Raw genomic sequence first — 18,719 nt, 5'->3', positions numbered from 1 at the left:
TGCGTCGGCCATTCTAGGGAAAAACGCCATATTGAAATTGAGTGTTCACTCAAACAAAATTGAGTGAACACTCAACAAGGAGAGCCCCCCCATGGAAACCTATGTACTCGATACCTGGTACCCGCTGACCTGGTCGCGCAACGTGGGCCGCCAGCTGTCGGCGCACCGCATCGTCGAACGCGACGTGGTGCTCTACCGCACCGAGGCCGGCGCCGTCGTGGCCATGGAGGACGCCTGCCCCCACCGCCTGCTGCCGCTGTCCATGGGCAAGCTCAAGGGCGATGCCATCGAATGCGGCTACCACGGCCTGACCTTCGACTGCAGCGGCCGCTGCACGCGCGTGCCGGGCCAGGACATGATCCCGGGCAACGCCGTGGTGACCACCTATCCGGTCAAGGAGAACATGGGCCTGGTCTGGATCTGGATGGGCGATCCCTCGCGCGCCGACAGCGTGCCGGTGTTCGACCTGGCCCAGTACCACGACCCGGCGTGGAGCGCCGTCGAAGGCGATGCGCTGCGCATAGAGGCCAACTACCTGAACCTGGCCGACAACCTCTGCGACCCCGCCCATGTGAGCTTCGTGCACCTGAGCACGCTGGGCAACGCGGCCAGCGAGGACATCCCCGTGCACCACGAGGAGCTGGACGGCCGCATCGTCACCTGGCGCTGGATCATCGATGCGCCGGCCATTCCGCTGTTCGCCAAGTACGGCAATTTCAGCGGCAACGTGGACCGCTGGCACTACTACCACTACCACGCGCCCAGCATCGCCATCATCGACTTCGGCAGTGCCGCCACGGGCACGGGCGCACCCGAGGGCCGGCGCGACAACTGCATGCAGATCTATGCCTGCCACTTCATGACGCCCGTGGACCGGAACACCTCCATCGACCACTGGCTGCACGTCAAGAACTTCACGGCCGATGCCGACACCAATGCGGCCCTCTCTGCCGACTTCCGCGTCGCCTTCGCCGAGGACAAGGCCATCCTCGAAGCCATAGAGCGCAACGAAAAGCGCTTTGCCACGCGCAAGACCATCAAGATCGCCATCGATGCGGCCCCCCGGCGCATGCGCCGCATGGTGGACCGCATGATCGAGGGCGCGCCCACGGGCGGCTGAGGAGCGGGCCATGCACGACGACACCCACCCGCCCCTCCCGCCCATCGGCTGCAACGGCCGTGGCGTGCAGCGCTCCTCGCGCCACCAGCCCATCGGCCTGCAGGAGCTGCCCATACGCGAGCAGTTCCGCCTGGTCAGTGAAACCGGCGCCTTCGACTGCTTCGACCGCCTGCCTCTGCGCACGCAAATGGCCGAGTACGAGGCCGCCATCGCCGAGTTCAACCTGCCCGTGCACACGGCCAGCTGGTTCTACCGCCTGGGCGAGGACGAGGCCCTGCTGACCCACAACCTGCGCATCTGCCAGGCCATAGGCGCGCGCTGCCACAACATCATGACCTTCAAGCACCACCGCGACGGCCATGTGCTGGATGATGCAGAGATCACCGACCACTACCTGCGCGTCTACGACAACGCCATGTCTCTGGGCGTGGAGCCCAGCTTCGAGCTGCACGTCAACATGTGGACCGAGGATTTCCTGCGCGTACGCGAGGTGGCCCGGCGCGTGCAGGCGCATGGCGTGCCCTTCCACTTCACGCTGGACTACAGCCATGTGAACTTCAAGATCGGCAACCCGGCCGAGCAGGAACTGTCGGGCGTGCGCGAACTGGTCGAGAGCGGCGAACTGGTGCTGGACCCCTTCGAGCCCGGCTCGCTGTGCGAACAATGGCTGGACATGGGCATCGTGCGCTGGGCCCAGCTGCGCGCAGCCGGCCCCAACCAACCCCTGAACCTGTGGCACCGCAACGAGGACGGCAGCCCGGGCCGGGGCATCCAGTACCCCATGCTGCGGCCCGGCCCCGGCGAATGGCATTCGCCCTGGCACGCCTACCTGCTGGAGCCCTCCAAAGAGGCCATCCGCAAGGTGCTGGCCTACCACCACGCGCACCCGCACAGCCCGCTGCGCCACCTCACCACCGAATTCATCAACCTGCCCGACTACGGCCTGGGCGCACGCTATGACCTGCTGGCGCAGAACGTGGCGGCCGCACGCTTCATGCGGCAAGCCTGGGACGAGATCTGCGCCCGCCCCGCAGTCCAGGCCTCGTGCAAAGGTGCATCATGACCCCCGCACAACACCCCCAAGGCCACGCCGTCATCATCGGCGCCGGGCATGCCGGCGGCACCCTGGCCGCCCTGCTGCGCCAGTACGGCCACCCGGGTCCCATCACCCTGGTCGGCGGCGAAGACCTGCCGCCCTACCAGCGCCCGCCGCTGTCCAAGGCCTGGCTGCAGCAGGCCATGGGCCCGGACGATCTGCTGCTGCGGCCCGCCAGCGCCTATGCCGACCAGGCCATTGCCCTGCGCCTGGGCGTGCGCGCCATGGCCATAGAGCCGGGCTCGCGGCAGGTAGCGCTGAACGACGGGTCGGCACTGCACTACGACCACCTGGTCATTGCCACAGGCGCCGCACCGCGCTGGCTGGCCCTGCCCGGGGGTGAGCGGCCCGGCGTGACCTACCTGCGCACCATGGAAGACGCGCAGGCGCTGCGGGGCCACCTGCAGACCGCCCGCTGCCTGGCCATCATCGGCGGCGGCTATGTGGGTCTCGAAGTCGCGTCCACGGCCCGCAAGCTGGGGGTGCAGGTCCGGGTCATCGAGCGCGAAGGCAGACTGCTGTCGCGCAGCGCCTCGCCCCAGATGGCCGCACATCTGCACGGCCTGCATGCAGGCCAGGGCGTGGAGGTGCATTTCAACGCCTCGGTCACCGCCATCCAGGGCGACAGCCCCACCGGCATCACGGCCCTGAGGATGGCCGATGGCTCCCGCCTGGAATGCGATGCCGTGCTCATCGGCGTGGGTGCAGCGCCTAGCGTGGAGCTGGCGCAGTCCCTCGGCCTGGACTGCGCGGGCGGCATTGCCGTGGACGGCGAAGGCCGTACCGCCATGGCCGGCATCTACGCCATAGGCGATGCCACGCGCCGCCCGCTGGCCGGCTACCCCGGGCTGCACCGGCTCGAAAGCGTGCCCAGCGCGCTCGAACAGGCCCGGCGCGCAGCCTGCGCCATCACGGGCCGCGCACTGCCCGCCCATGAAGCGCCCTGGTTCTGGTCCGATCAGTACGACACCAAGCTGCAGATCGCCGGCCTGCCCGGCCATGGCGACCAGACCGTGCTGCGCGGCGACCCGGCCAGCGGCAGGTTCGCCGTCCTGCACCTGCGCGGTGGCCAGCTGTGCGCCGCCGAATGCGTGAACTCACCGGGCGAATTCATGGCAGCGCGCAAGGCCATCGCCGCCACGCACTGCGCCGACCCCGGTTTCCCACCCCTCCCCCCAAAAGCCCCACCCACGCCATGACCACCATCACCTTCATAGAACACTGCGGCCGCGAGCACGTGGTACAGGCCACGGACGGCCAGAGCCTCATGCGCGCCGCCGTCTCCAACGGCGTGCCGGGCATCGATGCCGAATGCGGCGGCGCCTGTGCCTGCGCCACCTGCCATGTCTACATACAACCGGAGTGGCTGGACCGCGTGGGCCCGGCCCAGGGCGGCGAAAGGGAGATGCTGGACTTCGCCCTCGACGTGCGCGGCGACTCGCGGCTGGCCTGCCAGATCACGGTATCGCCACAGCTGAATGGGCTGGTGGTGGGCATGCCGGTGGCGCAGAGCTGACGCGGCATCCGGCCGGCCCCAGGCTCACTTCCGCTTCCGCTTCCGCCTCCACTTCCACTTCCACTTCCACTTCCCAAGACGACTTCAGCGCGACGCCAGGCCGTTCCCCACCGCCCGCAAACACTCCACCAGCAATCTCGTCGTCGCCGTCATCGGCTGGCCGCGCAGGGTGATCAGGCCCACGGGCGGCAGGTCGATGGGCACGGGCAGGTCCAGCACGGCGACCAGTCCCTGCTGCGCGAAATGCTCGGCCACGCCGCGCGCCATGAAAGCCACGGCGCCGCGCTGGTGCAGGAAGCTGATCTGCGACAGGAATGAGGCGGACTCCACCAGATCGGCCGGCGGATGCAGGCCGTGGGCGAAGAACTGCTGCTCCAGCTTCACGCGCAGCGATGCCCAGGGCGGGGGCATGACGCAGGGCATGTCGGCCAGCGCCTGCCAGCTCGCAGGCTGCGCCAGCAACGCATGGCCGGGGCGCACGACGGCGACCATGGGCTCGTCGTACAGGGCTTCGGTCTCCAGGTCGGGCGAGGCATAGCCGGGTTCGAGCCGGCCCACGAACAGGTCCAGCTCGCCCATGCGCAGCTTGGGCAGCAGCCGCGTGAGATCGCCCTCCTCGACCAGCACCGTGGTCTGGGCCGATCGCGCCTTCAACTGCTCGACGGCCCGGGCCAGCAGCACGGGGGTGGCCACGACCATGGCGCCCACGCTGGTGCGCCCGCGTGTGCCGCTGGCCTCGGCCGCCATTTCATCGCGCGTGCGTTCGAAGCCCGCCAGCACCGAGCGCGCAAAGCGCACCATGCTGACGCCGGCCGCCGTGGGCTCGGTGCCGCGCGTGGAGCGCTCGAACAGCGTCATGTCCAGCATGCGCTCGATCTCGGCCAGGGTCTTGGAGACGGCGGGCTGGGTGACGGCCAGGAACTCGGCGGCGCGGCCCAGGTGGCGGAACTGGTCCAGCGCCACCAGCAGCTGCAGATGGCGCAGCTTGAGGTTGGAGCGCAGCACGCGGTCTATCTTGCTCATGGGTCTTCATAGCTTTGAGGTTATGAAGCCAGTCTATCTTTTCATTGGATTGTCATGATCAGGCGCTGAACAATCGCGCCAGTCAGCCCAAGGCCCGGATCACAGGGCTGCAAAAGCCAATACAGGAGACAAGCGATGAACACCCCACGCACACGCCATGCAAGCCGGCGCGAATTCGTGCTCGCCACGCTCGGCGCCAGCGCACTGGCCGCCACCGGACCTCTTTTCGCCCAGAACTGGCCCGAACGCCCCATCACCTTCATCTGCCCCTGGCCTGCGGGCGGCACGGCCGACCAGTCCATGCGAGCGCTGTGCACAGTGGCCGGCAAGCTTCTGGGCCAGCCGATCGCGGTGGAGAACCGCGCGGGCGCATCGGGAATGATCGGCGCCAAGGCGCTGGCCTCGGCCAGGGCGGACGGCTACACCATCGGCCAGATTCCCATCTCGGTCACGCGCTTTTCGCAACTGGGCAGCCTGCAGGCCGATCCGCGCAAGGACTACACCTACATCGCGCGCACCTCGGGCCAGACCTTCGGCATTGCCGTGCCCGCCAATTCGCCGTTCAAGACGCTCAAGGACTTCGTGGCCGCCACCAAGGCGAGGCCCGGCCAGGTGACCTATGCCCATGCAGGCGTGGGCGGTGCCACGCATGTGGGCATGGAGGAGTTTGCGGGCGTGGCCGGCATACAGCTCAACCATGTGCCCTACAAGGGCGGCGCCGAGGCGCTGCAGGGCGTGCTGGGCGGCCATGTGGATGCGCTGGCCGACTCCAGCTCCTGGGCTCCCCATGTGGAGGCCGGCAAGCTGCGCCTGCTGGCCACCTGGGGCGAGCAGCGCACGGCGCGCTTCAAGGACGTGCCCACGCTGCGCGAATGCGGCTACGACGTGGTGGTCGATGCGCCCAACGGCATTGGCGCGCCGCGTGGCCTGGACCCGGCCGTGGCGGCCAGGCTGCGCGAGGCCTTCCGCGCCGCCGTGGCCAGCCCCGAGTTCAAGTCCGTGGCCGAGAAGCTGGATGCACCGCTGCTGTACCTGGACGGCCCGGACTACGAGAAGTACGTGAACACGGTCTACCAGAAGGAGACCGTCCTCATCGACAAGCTCAAGCTGCGCGAATTGATGAAGGGCTGACAGCCCGCGAACCCACACCGATGAAAGCCCCGCATGTCCCGCACCGATAGCCCCCTGCTGCACCTGCATCCCAACGACAACGTGCTGGTCGCCAAGACCGCTCTGTCGCTGGGCCAGGAGATTCCCGAATTGGGCGTGCGCGCCCGCGCCCAGGTGCCTGCGGGCCACAAGATCGCCGCGCGCCGCATCGCAGAGGGCGAGCAGGTGAAGAAGTACGACACCGTGATCGGCGTGGCCATGCGCGAGCTGGAGGCCGGCGACTATGTGCACAGCCACAACCTGCGCATCGTGGACTACTACCGCGACCCGGCCTTCGGCGCCGACGTGCGGCCCGTGGACTATGTGCCCGAGGCGCAGCGCGCCAGCTTCCAGGGCTTTGTGCGCGCCGGCGGCGGCGTGGGCACGCGCAATTTCATCGGCATCCTGTCGTCGGTGAACTGCTCGGCCACGGTGATCAAGCGCATTGCCGCACATTTCACGGCCGAGCGCATGGCGGCCTTCCCCAACGTGGACGGCGTGGTGGCGTTTGCCCAGACCAGCGGCTGCGGTATGTCCTCGCCCAGCGAGCATTTCGACGTGCTGCGCCGCACGCTGGCCGGCTATGCGCGCCACCCGAACCTGGCCGGCGTGCTCATCGTGGGCCTGGGCTGCGAGCGCAACCAGGTCGATGCCCTGGTGCAGTCGCAGGGCCTGAGCGAAGGCCGGCTCATGCGGACGCTGGTGATGCAGGAAGTGGGCGGCACGCGCGTGACCATAGAGGCCGGCATCCGCGCCATCGAAGAGATGCTGCCCGAAGCCGACGCCGCGCGGCGCAGCACGGTCAGCGCCAGCCACCTGAAGATCGGGCTGGAGTGCGGCGGCTCGGACGGGTTTTCGGGCATCACGGCCAACCCGGCCCTGGGCGCGGCCATGGACATCCTGGTGCGCCACGGCGGCACGGCCATCCTGTCGGAAACGCCCGAGATCCATGGCGTGGAATTCATGCTCACGCGCCGCGCCATAACACCGGCCGTGGGCCAGAAGCTGCTGGACCGCCTGGCCTGGTGGGAGCGCTACGCGGCCGGCCAGAACGCGCAGTTCAACGGCGTGGTCGGCCACGGCAACCAGGCCGGGGGCCTGGCCAACATCTTCGAGAAATCGCTGGGCTCGGCCATGAAGGGCGGCACCACGCCGCTGCGCGCCGTCTACGAATACGCCGAGCCCATCACCGAGCCGGGCTTCGTCTTCATGGATTCGCCGGGCTACGACCCCGTGGCCTCCACGGGCCAGATTGCCAGCGGTGCGCACCTGATCTGCTTCACCACGGGGCGCGGCTCCATGTTCGGCAGCAAGCCCGCGCCCACCATCAAGCTGGCCAGCAACACGCCCATGTACCGCCGCCTGGAGGAAGACATGGACATCAACTGCGGCCTGATCGTGGACGGCGAATGCGGCGTGCCCGAGATGGGGCAGCGCATCTTCGCGCAGATCCTGCGCCACGCCAGCGGCGAGCCCACCAAGAGCGAGGCCCTGGGCCTGGGCGACCATGAGTTCGTGCCCTGGCACCTGGGCATCGTGAGCTGAGCCGCCCCTTACAACACCTGCATCCACCGATTCCATGCCACTGACCCTGACCCGCCCCGAGCTGCTGCGCAGCGCCAACTTCATCGCCGGCCAATGGACGACCGCGACGGCCACGCCCGCCGCACCTGCCCCACGCCTGGCCGTGACCGACCCCGCCACGGGCGCACTGATCACCGAGGTGCCCGACTCCGGCGCCGCCGAGGCCCACGCCGCGCTGGACGCCGCGCATGCCGCCTTCCCCGCCTGGCGCAGGACGCCTGCCAAACAGCGCGCCGCCATCATCAAGCGCTGGAACGACCTGGTGCTGGCCCACCAGGACGACCTGGGCCGCCTCATCAGCCGCGAGCAGGGCAAGCCCCTGGCCGAGGGCAAGGGCGAGGTCGCCTATGCGGCCAGCTACATCGAATGGTTCGCCGAAGAGGCCACGCGCATGAACGGCGAGATCATTCCCGCGCCCGTGCCTGGCCGGCGCATGTTTGCGCTGCGCGAGCCCGTGGGCGTGGTGGCCGCCATCACGCCCTGGAACTTTCCGGCCGCCATGATCGCCCGCAAGATCGCGCCCGCACTGGCCGCCGGCTGCACCGTGGTCTGCAAGCCCGCGGAAGACACGCCGCTGACCTCGCTGGCCCTGGTGCTGCTGGCCCAGGAGGCGGGCGTGCCGGCCGGCGTGCTCAACATCGTCACGGCCTCGCGCGAGAAGACGCCCGAGGTGGTGGATGTCTGGCTGGACGACGCGCGCGTGCGCAAGATCACCTTCACGGGCTCCACGCCCGTGGGCAAGCACCTGGCGCGGCGCAGCGCCGACACGCTCAAGAAGCTCTCGCTGGAGCTGGGCGGCAATGCGCCCTTCATCGTCTTCGAGGACGCCGACATCGATGCCGCCGTCGACGGCTTCATGGCCGCCAAGTTCCGCAATGGCGGCCAGACCTGCGTGTGCCCCAACCGCGTCTTCGTGCACCGCAGCGTGCACGACACGTTCGCACAGAAGCTGGCCGCGCGCGTGGCCGCGCTGCACGTGGGCCCGGCCAGCAACCCGGCCTCGCAGATCGGCCCCATGATCAATGCGCGTGCCGTGGAAAAGATCGAGCGCCATGTGCAGGACGCCGTGGCGCGCGGCGCCAGGGTGCTCACGGGCGGCAGGCGCCTGGATGCCCTGGGCGCCAACTACTACGCGCCCACCGTGCTCACGGGCGCCGATGCCTCCATGGCCTGCGCCTGTGAGGAAACCTTCGGCCCCGTGGCGCCGCTCACCGTCTTCGACAGCGAGGACGAGGTCATCGCCGCCGCCAACGACACGCCCTTCGGCCTGGCCGCCTACTTCTACAGCAACGACGCACGCCGCATCTGGCGCATGGCCGATGCATTGGAGACCGGCATCGTCGGCATCAACGAAGGCGCACTGGCCGCCGAGGCAGCGCCCTTCGGCGGCGTCAAGGAATCGGGCTACGGCCGCGAGGGCTCCACCCACGGCCTGGACGACTACCTGCACACCAAGTACGTCTGCCAGGGCCTGCTGGACTGAATCTTTCCCTCAACGAAATCACCGGACACCATGCCAGCCCATAACCCCTTCAAGACCGCCCTGGCCGCAGGCCAGCCCCGCATCGGCCTGTGGCTGTCCATGGCCGACCCCTACCTGGCCGAGGCTGCCGCCACCTGCGGCTACGACTGGCTGCTGATCGACGGCGAGCACGCGCCCAACGACGTGCGCAGCACCCTGGCCGCACTACAGGCCGTGGCCCCGCACCCGGCCCAGGCCGTGGTGCGCGTGGTCGAAGGCAGCACGGCCCTGATCAAGCAGATGCTGGACATAGGCGCCACCACCCTGCTCGTGCCCATGGTGGACACGGCCGAACAGGCGCGCGCCGTGGTGGCCGCCACGCGCTACCCGCCGCTGGGCGTGCGCGGCGTGGGCAGCGCCGTGGGCCGCGCATCGCAGTGGAGCGCACGCGCCGACTACCTGCAGGTGGCCGACGACGAGGTCTGCCTGCTGGTGCAGGCCGAGACCGTGGCCGCGCTGCACAACCTTGAAGCCATCTGCGCGGTGGACGGCGTGCACGGCGTCTTCATCGGCCCCGCCGACCTGGCCGCCTCCATGGGCCACCGCGGCAACCCCGGCCACCCCGAAGTGCAGACCGCCATCGAAGCAGCCATGAAGACCATCATCGCCAGCGGCAAGGCGGCCGGCACCCTGACCTCTGACCCCGCCCTGGCCCGCCGCTACCTGGACCTGGGCTGCAGCTTCGTGGCCGTGGGCGTGGATGTGCTGCTGTTTGCGAATGCGGCGCGCAGGCTGCGGGGGCAGTTCGATGATTCGCCAGTGGCCGAGCCTGTGCAGCGCCTCGGGGCTGCGTATTGAGAACATGGGGCGGCACAGGCGCGGGTCACTCGCCTGTCATGATTTTCATGAATCCATCGTGATCCACGGGGCCTGAGCCATCCGAGTCAATCTCCGCAATCAGCTCGTCAAGCTCCTCCTCCGTGAGTTGGTCCCCTAAAACTTTCCTCAAGTCTGTAATAGGAGTGAAGGCAACGCCATTTTTGTCATAAAGACGGTACGCTTCCCGAAGATCTTTGGCGTCACCAGGAACGGGCAGCACCATCATTGCACAAGCAAAAGGCAGCAATACCGTATATCTAGTCTGTGCAACGATGTTTATCTTCCGCATCAAGGCAACCCAGCCACCCATTGCTTTATTAAATTGATTCATGAAACACGCCATTCATTGAAAATATGAAAAGAGGCATATTCATTCAAGGCGCACACAGGTTCTGCACAAACGCATGCGTATCCTGCCCCGAGCCCGTCTCGCTGCCGCCCGTCAGATAGCAGCCATCCTGGCTGAGCGCAATGGCACCGCTGTTCTTGCCGCCAGGCAGCGTGCCCAGGTCCACCGATCCTCCGGCCAGGGTCCACTTGAACGCATGGCGCGTGCCATCGCCCATCTCGCTGCTGCCCACCACATTGCCGTTGTCGCCTATGTCCGACACCGAGGCATGCATGCCACCGGTTGGCGCGGGGATGTCGGTGCGCACATTGGTCGTGGTGTCCCAGTGGAAGGGAACGGGATCGCCGTTGGTGTTGCTGTACTTGCCGATGACCCGGCCATTGGCGTTCAGCGTCTTGGCACTGCTGCGCTGCGCGCCCGTGGACAACACCAGCGGCGCCGAAGCCGGATTGCTCCACAGCACGGCATGACCGCCCTGTGCACCAAAATCACAATGGCCCAGAATGCGCGAGTTCACCACCTGGGAAGCGCGGCAGTGCAGCGCATCGGCAGGCAGCGGCAGCGCGGCGGAGGCGTAGGTTCCCAGCAGCCCCGGGGACCACAGCACGGGCTGGGGCCGGCCGCTGGAGCCGGGACAGTTGCCGACGATATTGGGCATCGTCGGATTCACGGAATGGTCGTCCACATCGGCGGGCACGCAGTTCGTGGCAACCAGGCCCAGCAGGCCGGCCGGCAGCGTGCGTGCCGTGGTTTCGTTGTTGCGCCACATCACCGGCAAGGCCGTGTTGTCGGCATTGAGGCTGACACCCGCGACCGCGCCACTCTGGCTGAGCGCGGTCACCTTGGTGCGCACGCCGCCCACAAGGGCCTGCAGGGCCTGGACGGTGGTGGGCGCCGTGGCATTCCAGACCACGCCAGTGGGCAGCGAATTGCTGTTCATGCACCACCCGACCAGACGGCCCACATTGGTGATGGCGCCTGCCACGCAATTGCGACCATCGACCAGATGTGCCAGATCCACCGCGCTGCCGGGCGCCAGGGCAACAAAGCCCGAGGCAGATCCATTGGCCTCTGCACAGGCGCCCACTACATATCCGGAATTATTGACATCCAGGCCTGCGCACTGCGGACCCGAGGCAGTCCCTATATCCTGCATGGGTCCTGCCTGAGCCATACTGGAGGCAAGCATCAAGCCGCCAGTCAAAACCAGAGGGAAATAAAATGCCGGAACAGTCATACGCATTCTCCTGCCAAAGAACCACAGTTTGACAACACGAATCGAACTTGTTTCTGACTGATGGATTGAAATCAGATGCTGACTATTGATATTCAATCACGCAGCGATCTCTGCGCACAAATATGTGATTGTTATTGATAAATCACAATTAATAGGAGGTCCGCACCATTTGCATGCTCAGCAATGGGGTGGGGCCCGCAAGGGGCCCCGCCGTGTGATTCACTCAAAGGAAAACAGGAAAAAGCGAAGGGAAAGACCTGCCCGCTCAGCCCAGCAGCAGCCAAGTCCCCAATCCTGCGGCAGCAGCCACAATCGCCACACGCCGCGCGAACTGCGGCGCATAGGTCAGCAGCAGGCCCAGGGCCAGGGCCGCAAAGGTCAGCAGGCCCAGCCAGGCGGCCACGGCCACCGAGGCATTCCAGCGCAGCAGGCAGGGCGCCAGCGATAGGGCCAGCAGCGCGTGGCCAGCCAGCCGCCAGGCCTTCAGGCGCGCGGGTGCCAGGCCTTCGGTGCCCAGCTGGTCCTGGTGCCGGTCCATGGAAGCGGCGATGACGGCAAAGCCTGCAAAGGCCAGAAAAAAGGCGGCAAGAATCATCATGACGCGCGCTCCAGCGTGGGGGCATGGCTGGCGGCACGGGCTTGCGTGCGGGCGGCTGCAGGCAATGCAGCCGCTGCCGGCTTGCCGCGCAGCAGCCACCAGGCCACCACGCCATGGATGGCGGCCAGGCCCAGCATCAGCAGCTCGAAGCTGGCGATGCTCCACTGCCCATTGGCCAGGGTCTGCACCAGCGATGCGCCGCCCGTCAGCAGGTTGAGCAGGGGCAGCAGCGCGTACAGCACGGCGGCCAGCGCCATCTGCTGCAGCCAGGCATTGCGGTGCGAGACCCGCAGCGGATGCAGCAGGCACAGCAGCCAGATGATGAAGAAGCCGTTGATCTCCCAATCACTTCGTGCCTGCATGGGCACGGGCAGCAGGCGGTTGAGCCAGAAGAAGCCGGCCACGGCCACCGACAGGCCCGCGATGGAGCCCACGTTGAGCACCTCCACCAGACGGTGGCCGAAGGGCGTGCGGCCCAGCTTGCGGCGCTCGGGCATGCGCTTGACCACCCACAGCACCATGCCCGACGCGGCCATGAAGGTGCCGACCACGCCGCTGAGCAGCAGCAGCCAGCGCGTGGCGGGCTCGGCAAAGCGGCCCAGGTGCACGCCGGTGATCACGTTGCCGGTGGCGCGCACCCAGGAGATGGCGGGCGCCTCGGGGCTGGCCTGCAACTGGCCGGTCACGCCGTCGAAGCGCAGGGTCTCGGACTGGCCGCGGTTGATGAGGCTCATGCCGCCGCCTTCGCGCAGTTCGACCACCGCGCGCGAGGTGCCGGGCGCGTTGACGGTGATGCTGCCCACGCCGTGCTCGGGCCAGCGGCGTGCGCCCTCGGCCATCATGGGCGCGATATCGGCCAGCGCGGCCGCCTGGCGCTCCTGTTTGCCACCGCGCGCGCCCGGGCCCTGGTTGGCCGCCTGCCCGCGTGCACCGCGCACATCGGCGAAGTAGGCATTGGTGTCGCCGTTGTAGGCCGCCTGTATGCCCCAGGGCATGAGCATGAACATCAGCAGCACCAGGCCGCTGAAGGTGATGACGATGTGAAACGGCAATGCCAGCACGGCCGTGGCGTTGTGCGCATCCAGCCAGGAGCGCTGGCCCTTGCGCGGGCGGAAGGTGAAGAAGTCCGTGAAGATCTTCTTGTGCGTGATCACGCCCGTGATGATGGCCACGAACATCAGCATGGTGGCGAAGCCCACGATCCAGCGGCCCCAGATGCGCGGCATGGCGTGCAGCTCGAAGTGGAAGCGGTAGAAGAAGTTGCCGGCGCGTGTCTCGCGCGGCTCCAGCTTCTCGCCCGTGGCGGCGTCGATCTCGGCGCGCTTGGTGCCTGCGCGGCCCGTGGCGGCGCCGGGCTCTCGCCAGGATGCGGCCACCGCCACCTGGCGCGGGCCGGGCAGGCTCAGCGTCCAGGTCGTGGCCTCCGGCGCGATGCGCTGCATGGCCTCCAGTGCGCGCTGCGCGGTGTCGGCGTCCTGCACCGAGCCGTGCAGCTCGGGCCGCATCCAGTCGTTGATCTCGTCGCGGAAATAGCTCAGGGTGCCCGTGAAGAACACCGCGTAGAGCAGCCAGCCCAGCAGCAGGCCGCTCCAGGTGTGCAGCCAGGACATGGACTGGCGCAGTCCCTCGGGTTTGCCGTCTGCCCTCATGCGGCGGCTCCGTTCGACAGCACCCAGGCCAGAAGTCCCAGGCCCGCGCCCGGCAGGCCGATCACGGCCCAGGCGCGCCAGGCGCTGGCGCAGCCAAAGGCCCACATGGCCGCCACGGCGTAGATGATGAAGGCCAGCAGGGTCGAGCCCAGCGCCGCATCGGCCCGTTCCACGCCCAGCCAGACCATGGCGCGCGCGCCCGTGGCGGCGCAGGCGGCCGACAGCAGATAGCCGCCGCCGATCGCCGCCAAGGCGCGCGAGGCCACGGCCACGCGGTAGCGCAGCAGGGATGGAGAGGACCCTCCCGGGGTCGAGGCTTGCATGGGGATGACCTTTCTTGCGGATCGTTGCCCGTCATGGACGCCGCGGACGCTGCAGACACCGCGCGCAGGCCCGGACGGACAAAGGCGCCACAACAGTTCAAGGTCTGTGCGGCGCCGGGCGTTGGCCGCGCGCCTGAAGCACGCCGCCTTTCAAAGAGCGGGAATGATAATGATTTTTATTACCCGAGTCATTTAAAGAAATGCAAAGCCGGCCTCCTGCCACCGGCCCCGACCATCTCCCTGGCGCCTTTTCCCCTATCGCGCCCGCCCCGCCAGCCAGCGCCCGCCGAACTGGTTGATCACCATGCCCGCCAGCACGGCCAGCGTGCCCATCCACTGCATCAGGGTGGGCCGCTCGCCCAGCAGCAGCATGGCCGAGACCAGGCCCACCACGGGCACCATCAGAGACAGCGGCGCCACCGTGCCGGCCGCATAGCGCTGCAGCAGGCGCGTCCACAGGCCATAGCCCAGCAGCGTGGCCAGCAGCGCCAGGTACAGGATGGAGGCCACGGCGGTCAGGTCGATCCCCGCCAGTTGCTGCACGACCGTATCCGCGCCATCGGTCCAGACGGCCAGGGCCATCAGCGGCGCGATGGGAAAGATGCTGCTCCAGACGATAAAGGGGAAGGGCTCGTAGGGGCCGCTGCGCGCCGCATAGCGCGTGATCATGTTGGACACGGCCCACATGCAGGCTGCGCCCACGGTCAGCAAAAAGCCGGCCAGCGTCATGGCGTTGTCGCCTTCGCCATGGGCGCTGCCAATGGCAACCAGCCCACCCAGCGATACCACCAGGCCCAGCCAATGCCACAGGCGCGCGGGCTCGCCCAGCAGGAAGGCGGCCAGCAGCAGCGTGACGAAGGCCTGCGTCTGCAGCACCACCGAGGCCATGCCGGCCGGCATGCCCAGCTTCAGGCCCAGGAACAGCATGCCGAACTGGCCCACGCCCTGCACCAGCCCATAGGCGGCCAGATAGCGCCAGCCCACCGACTTGGGCGGGCGCACGAACAGCAGGAACGGCAGCGACGCCACCACGAAGCGCAGCGCGCTCAGCAGCATGGGCGACAGCGTCAGCAGGCCGAACTTCATGGCCACGAAGTTGGTGCCCCAGATCAGGATGACCAGCAGCGCACGCGCCCAGTCGCCACGGCTCAGGTGCTGCGCGGTCATGCCCTGCCCTCGGTGCGGCGGGGCCTGCAATGGTCAGGGACAGCGGCCGGCAGCACCGGCAAGGAACAGGAAGAAGGCATGGCGGGCAATGGGCAAAAAGAAAAGGGGCGGATCACATCCGCCCCCGGCGTTTGTACCACCGCCGCCCATGCGCTGCCGGGCGGCCGTGGCTCGGCCCTGCGTTTCAGTCCGCCGCGTAGTCGATGGGATCGTGGGCATGCTGGCGCCCCAGCGCGCCGGCCATGGCCAGCATGAAGGCCAGGCCGCGCCGCACATCGGGCTCGCGTGCCATGCGCATCAGGCCGATCAGGGTGGGCGTTTCCTCCATGGCCTGCACCTGGGCCGCCGCCATGCGCGCGGCATTGCCCGCGGCCCAGGCCCCGCCCACGCCATCCTCGAAGGCCTTGGCGACCTTCTCGACCATGTAGTCGTCTGCCATGTCCACCAGGTCCGCCGTGACCGACAGCAGATCGACCACGCGGTTCAGGCGCCGGCCCGCCAGCAGCGGCTCCAGCTTGCCCACCAGCTCGGCCAGCCCCTGCAGCGCGGCGTCGTCCTGCAGCAGGCCGCCAGCGGCGGGCTGCGCCACGGGAATGTCGGAAGCGATGTTCATCTTGGTGCTCCTTGTCTTCGTGCTTGGAATGACAATGCAAAGGCCCTGGCCTCAGACCAGGGCGCGGGCCACGGCCCAGTACATACCGCGGTTGAAGCCCTTGCGCATCATCGAGCCGACCTTGGTCGGCGGCGTGGGCTTGACGTCGACCTGGTAGTCGTACCAAAGCGGCATGCCGTCGTCCAGGCCCATCTGGGCGATGGCCACCACGCGCCCGTCGTAGGCATCGCTGGTGCGGCCGAAGCGGATCTGCGAGGCGATGTTGTTCACCACCACGGGCGACTGGTTGTGGCAGGCGCCGCCGGCCTTGCTCACCGGCAGGTCCACCGTATCGCCCAGCACATAGACATGGCTCTGGCCCAGCACCTGCATGGTCTCGTGGTCGGTGGGCAGCCAGCCTTCGCCGTCCTGCGCCTGCGACAGGCCGCAGTCGCGCACGGCCTGCACGGCGCGTATGGGCGGCGTGGCCATGAGGATGTCGAAGTCCTCGGCCTGGCCCTCCTCCGAGTGGGCCACCTTGGCCTCGGGGTCCACGCGCGCCAGCGTGAATCCGCGCTGGTGGCGAATGCCGCGCTGCTCGAACACCGTGGGCAGGATCTCGCAGGTGTCCTTCTGCAGGAACAGGCAGTTGCGCAGCAGCTGCGAGACCGTGGGATAGGTGTAGACGATCTCCACTTTGTCGCGCACGCCGCGCCGGCGCAGCAGGTCGTCCAGCATCAGCGTGGTCTCTATGGGCGCGATGCCGCACTGGTGCGGCACATTGGGCGTCTTGGGAAAGGTCACGGTGACGAAGATGCGGCCCTTTTCGATGCGCGCCAGCTTGTCGGCCAGCTGCCGCGCGGGCGCGTGCTGGTAGAAGTGGTCGCCGGCCTCGGCCAGGCCTTCGATGCGCTCGGGCGAGGGCACGCAGCCCGTGGAGATCACCATGTGGTCGTAGCCGAAGCGCTTGCCGCTCTTGCAGTGCACGGCCTGCAGCGCGAAGTCGAAGCGCTCCACCTCTTCCACCTGGAAGTCGATCTCGGGCCGCAGCAGGCCGCGCTGCCTGCGCCGCAGCTCGTCGCGGAAGAAGGCATTGAAGGCCACGTACATGAAGGCCGGCTTGTAGTAATGCCAGGGCGAGTTCGACAGCATGGTGATGCGCACCTTGCCCGTGACCACCTCCGGATACAGCTTGCTGACCAGGTGGTTGGCGGTCATGGTGCCGCCAATGCCCCCTCCGATGATCAAGATGTGATGCGCCATCCCTGCTACTCCTTTTGCTTTCGCCTCAGTGGAACAACCGCTGGCGCCGCACGGCGCCAGCGCCGGAAAATGCGCCGCTCAGTCAGGCTTGAGCGATCGCCACACCCCGTCCCAGAGCGCGTCGAACAGGGGCTCTATGGGCGTGTCGATGATGCCGTCCAGCCGCAGGCAGATCATCCGGATCGCGCTGCCGTACATCAGGCTGGCCGCCACCATGGGCTCCATCTGGCGGATCTCGCCATCGGTCATGCCGGCGAACACGAAGCCGCGCATGCGCACGAAGGCCGAGGCCGAGCAGATGGCCTGCTCGTCGGGCAGAAACTCGCGGTGGCGCGCATTGACCACGAAGCCCATGGCCTCGGGCTCGGCCTCGGCCAGCCCGAACAGCATGCGCAGCACCTCGCGGCAGCGCTGGGCGCTGCCCGCGTGCCGCTCCTCGATATCGTCGAGCAGCACATTCATGCGCGCCAGCAAATGCCGGTACAGCTCGCGCGCAATGCCTTCCTTGTCGGCAAAGTGGTTGTAGAAGAAACCGATGGACACGCCGGCCTCGGCGCACAGGTCCTGTATCGAGGTATTGAAGAAGCCCCGCTCCACGAACAGCCTGAGCGCCACGCGCAGCGTCTGCACATGGCGCGATCCCGCGTGCGGAAAGAAGGTCCAGGCCTCGTCTTGCATGAGAACCGATAGTAGAACGAATCTTCATTCTATTTTTCACAAGCACTTGCAAACTACACCAGGGTTTTCCAGAAAAAACGGTACCCAGAGCATCAGCCGCAATGCCTGGCCCATTCCCGGCCATTGCCCTGCGGGACCGTAGAATCCGCGCGCAGCCATTGGAGACAGAGACAACAATGACGGGCTGCACACGAATCCGATCCAAAGGCCTTTTGCAAATGCAACTCCCCATCCACGTCATCGACGCATTCACATCGGAACGATTCAAGGGCAATCAGGCCGCCGTCATTCCCCTGGATGCATGGCTTGCCGACTCCACGCTGCAGGCCATTGCCGCAGAGAACAATCTCTCGGAAACCTCGTTCCTGGTCTGGAGTGCCGAGCGCGACGCCTTCGAGATCCGCTGGTTCTCCCCGCTCACGGAGATCGCGTTCTGCGGCCATGCCACGCTGGCAAGCGCCTTCGTGCTGTTCGAGGCCGACCCGGCGCTGCGCAGCATCACGTTCTGGGCCGCTGCCGTGGGCAAGGTCACCGCCACGCAGGAGGATGGCGGACGCATCGTCATGACCTTCCCGCGCCGCGATGCCAAGCCGCTGGATGAGGTACCGGCCGCGCTGCGCGAAGGCCTGACGCCCGCACCCACGGCCTATCTTGTGAACCAGCAGGCCTACGTGGCGGTCTACGCCGCCGAGGCCGATGTGCTGGCCGTCAAGCCGGATCTGGAACGCCTCAAATCGCTGGGGCCGCTGGACGTGGTGGTGACGGCGCCTGCGGATGCGTGCGCATCGTATGACTTCGTCAGCCGCTACTTCTGGCCCGCCAATGGCGGCGAGGAAGATCCCGTCACGGGCTCCATCCATGCGGCGCTTGCGCCTTACTGGGCGGGCAGGCTGGGCAAGAACCGTCTGATCGGCCACCAGGCCTCGCGCCGCACGGGCACGCTGTTTTGCGAAGTGACCGATGCCAGCGTCGAGGTGGCTGGCCACTGCGCGCGTTACCTGACCGGGACGATCACCGTCTGACACCGGGCTCGT

19 protein-coding genes are annotated in these 18,719 nt (G+C 67.6%); 9 read left to right on the top strand and 10 right to left on the bottom strand.

What is annotated here, in order from left to right:
• Positions 1-91: 91 nt before the first annotated feature.
• Genes ACUTR7_RS19335 through ACUTR7_RS19320 form a run of 4 tightly spaced genes read left to right on the top strand, consistent with a single transcriptional unit; the run spans position 92 to position 3,732 of the window.
• A complete protein-coding gene (locus ACUTR7_RS19335; protein ID WP_445609572.1) occupies positions 92-1,120 on the top strand; it encodes an aromatic ring-hydroxylating dioxygenase subunit alpha in 1,029 nt (342 codons plus the stop codon).
• A gap of 10 nt (positions 1,121-1,130) precedes the next feature.
• Positions 1,131-2,183 (top strand): xylose isomerase, encoded by a 1,053-nt coding sequence (locus ACUTR7_RS19330; RefSeq protein ID WP_445609571.1) that lies wholly within the window; start codon positions 1,131-1,133, stop codon positions 2,181-2,183.
• Entirely contained in the window at positions 2,180-3,415 is a 1,236-nt protein-coding gene (locus tag ACUTR7_RS19325; protein ID WP_445609570.1) for an NAD(P)/FAD-dependent oxidoreductase, read from the top strand. Before ACUTR7_RS19330 ends, ACUTR7_RS19325 begins: the two co-directional genes overlap by 4 nt.
• A complete protein-coding gene (locus ACUTR7_RS19320) occupies positions 3,412-3,732 on the top strand; it encodes a 2Fe-2S iron-sulfur cluster-binding protein (RefSeq protein WP_202759710.1) in 321 nt (106 codons plus the stop codon). The genes ACUTR7_RS19325 and ACUTR7_RS19320 overlap by 4 nt, the downstream gene beginning before the upstream one ends.
• An 84-nt stretch (positions 3,733-3,816) precedes the next feature.
• Here the strand turns inward: ACUTR7_RS19320 and ACUTR7_RS19315 are convergent, their stop codons facing one another.
• On the bottom strand, positions 3,817-4,755 hold the full coding sequence (locus ACUTR7_RS19315; RefSeq protein WP_099752442.1) for a LysR substrate-binding domain-containing protein: 939 nt from the start codon (positions 4,753-4,755) through the stop codon (positions 3,817-3,819).
• 135 nt (positions 4,756-4,890) lie between these two features.
• Between ACUTR7_RS19315 and ACUTR7_RS19310 the strand changes: the two genes are divergently transcribed.
• The 4 genes from ACUTR7_RS19310 to hpaI are packed head-to-tail and all read left to right on the top strand — an operon-like array spanning position 4,891 to position 9,808.
• Positions 4,891-5,886, top strand: a complete 996-nt coding sequence (locus ACUTR7_RS19310; RefSeq protein WP_445609569.1) for a Bug family tripartite tricarboxylate transporter substrate binding protein — start codon at positions 4,891-4,893, stop codon at positions 5,884-5,886.
• A gap of 33 nt (positions 5,887-5,919) precedes the next feature.
• Positions 5,920-7,449, top strand: a complete 1,530-nt coding sequence (locus ACUTR7_RS19305) for a UxaA family hydrolase (RefSeq protein WP_141829349.1) — start codon at positions 5,920-5,922, stop codon at positions 7,447-7,449.
• Between the two features lie 34 nt (positions 7,450-7,483).
• Positions 7,484-8,971: an NAD-dependent succinate-semialdehyde dehydrogenase gene (locus ACUTR7_RS19300; RefSeq protein WP_445609568.1), complete on the top strand. Its 1,488-nt coding sequence runs from the start codon at positions 7,484-7,486 to the stop codon at positions 8,969-8,971.
• A gap of 30 nt (positions 8,972-9,001) precedes the next feature.
• The gene (gene hpaI, locus ACUTR7_RS19295) at positions 9,002-9,808 is read left to right on the top strand and encodes a 4-hydroxy-2-oxoheptanedioate aldolase (protein WP_445609567.1); all 807 of its coding nucleotides are present in this window, start codon (positions 9,002-9,004) and stop codon (positions 9,806-9,808) included.
• A gap of 25 nt (positions 9,809-9,833) precedes the next feature.
• Here hpaI and ACUTR7_RS19290 read toward each other — a convergent pair whose 3' ends face one another.
• The 9 genes from ACUTR7_RS19290 to ACUTR7_RS19250 form a co-directional block, all read right to left on the bottom strand.
• Positions 9,834-10,160 carry an EF-hand domain-containing protein gene (locus tag ACUTR7_RS19290; protein WP_128422775.1) on the bottom strand — a complete coding sequence of 109 codons (327 nt, stop codon included), beginning with the start codon at positions 10,158-10,160 and terminating at the stop codon, positions 9,834-9,836.
• 43 nt (positions 10,161-10,203) lie between these two features.
• Positions 10,204-11,265, bottom strand: coding sequence for an HAF repeat-containing protein (locus tag ACUTR7_RS19285; protein ID WP_224986357.1), 1,062 nt, complete (start codon positions 11,263-11,265; stop codon positions 10,204-10,206).
• Positions 11,266-11,680: 415 nt separating this feature from the next.
• Positions 11,681-12,013: a DUF3325 family protein gene (locus ACUTR7_RS19280; protein WP_445609566.1), complete on the bottom strand. Its 333-nt coding sequence runs from the start codon at positions 12,011-12,013 to the stop codon at positions 11,681-11,683.
• The gene (locus ACUTR7_RS19275; RefSeq protein WP_445609565.1) at positions 12,010-13,662 is read right to left on the bottom strand and encodes a PepSY-associated TM helix domain-containing protein; all 1,653 of its coding nucleotides are present in this window, start codon (positions 13,660-13,662) and stop codon (positions 12,010-12,012) included. Before ACUTR7_RS19275 ends, ACUTR7_RS19280 begins: the two co-directional genes overlap by 4 nt.
• Positions 13,659-13,985 (bottom strand): DUF3649 domain-containing protein, encoded by a 327-nt coding sequence (locus tag ACUTR7_RS19270; protein ID WP_016449744.1) that lies wholly within the window; start codon positions 13,983-13,985, stop codon positions 13,659-13,661. Before ACUTR7_RS19270 ends, ACUTR7_RS19275 begins: the two co-directional genes overlap by 4 nt.
• 255 nt (positions 13,986-14,240) lie before the next feature.
• Positions 14,241-15,152, bottom strand: coding sequence for an O-acetylserine/cysteine exporter (locus ACUTR7_RS19265; protein ID WP_012204260.1), 912 nt, complete (start codon positions 15,150-15,152; stop codon positions 14,241-14,243).
• Positions 15,153-15,336: 184 nt separating this feature from the next.
• A complete protein-coding gene (locus ACUTR7_RS19260) occupies positions 15,337-15,765 on the bottom strand; it encodes a DUF1641 domain-containing protein (RefSeq protein WP_445609564.1) in 429 nt (142 codons plus the stop codon).
• A gap of 51 nt (positions 15,766-15,816) precedes the next feature.
• Entirely contained in the window at positions 15,817-17,007 is a 1,191-nt protein-coding gene (locus ACUTR7_RS19255) for an NAD(P)/FAD-dependent oxidoreductase (RefSeq protein ID WP_445609563.1), read from the bottom strand.
• Positions 17,008-17,085: 78 nt separating this feature from the next.
• Complete coding sequence (locus ACUTR7_RS19250; protein WP_012204257.1) at positions 17,086-17,685, bottom strand: TetR/AcrR family transcriptional regulator; 600 nt, start codon at positions 17,683-17,685, stop codon at positions 17,086-17,088.
• Positions 17,686-17,903: 218 nt separating this feature from the next.
• On the opposite strand from ACUTR7_RS19250, the gene ACUTR7_RS19245 reads away from it, so the two are divergent.
• Entirely contained in the window at positions 17,904-18,707 is an 804-nt protein-coding gene (locus ACUTR7_RS19245; protein WP_445609562.1) for a PhzF family phenazine biosynthesis protein, read from the top strand.
• Positions 18,708-18,719: the final 12 nt, after the last annotated feature.

The sequence above is a fragment of the Delftia sp. NA_296.1 genome, from assembly GCF_052692095.1.
The sequence above is the reverse complement of the archived record's forward strand: the minus strand, read 5'-3'. Positions and strand labels throughout refer to the sequence as shown.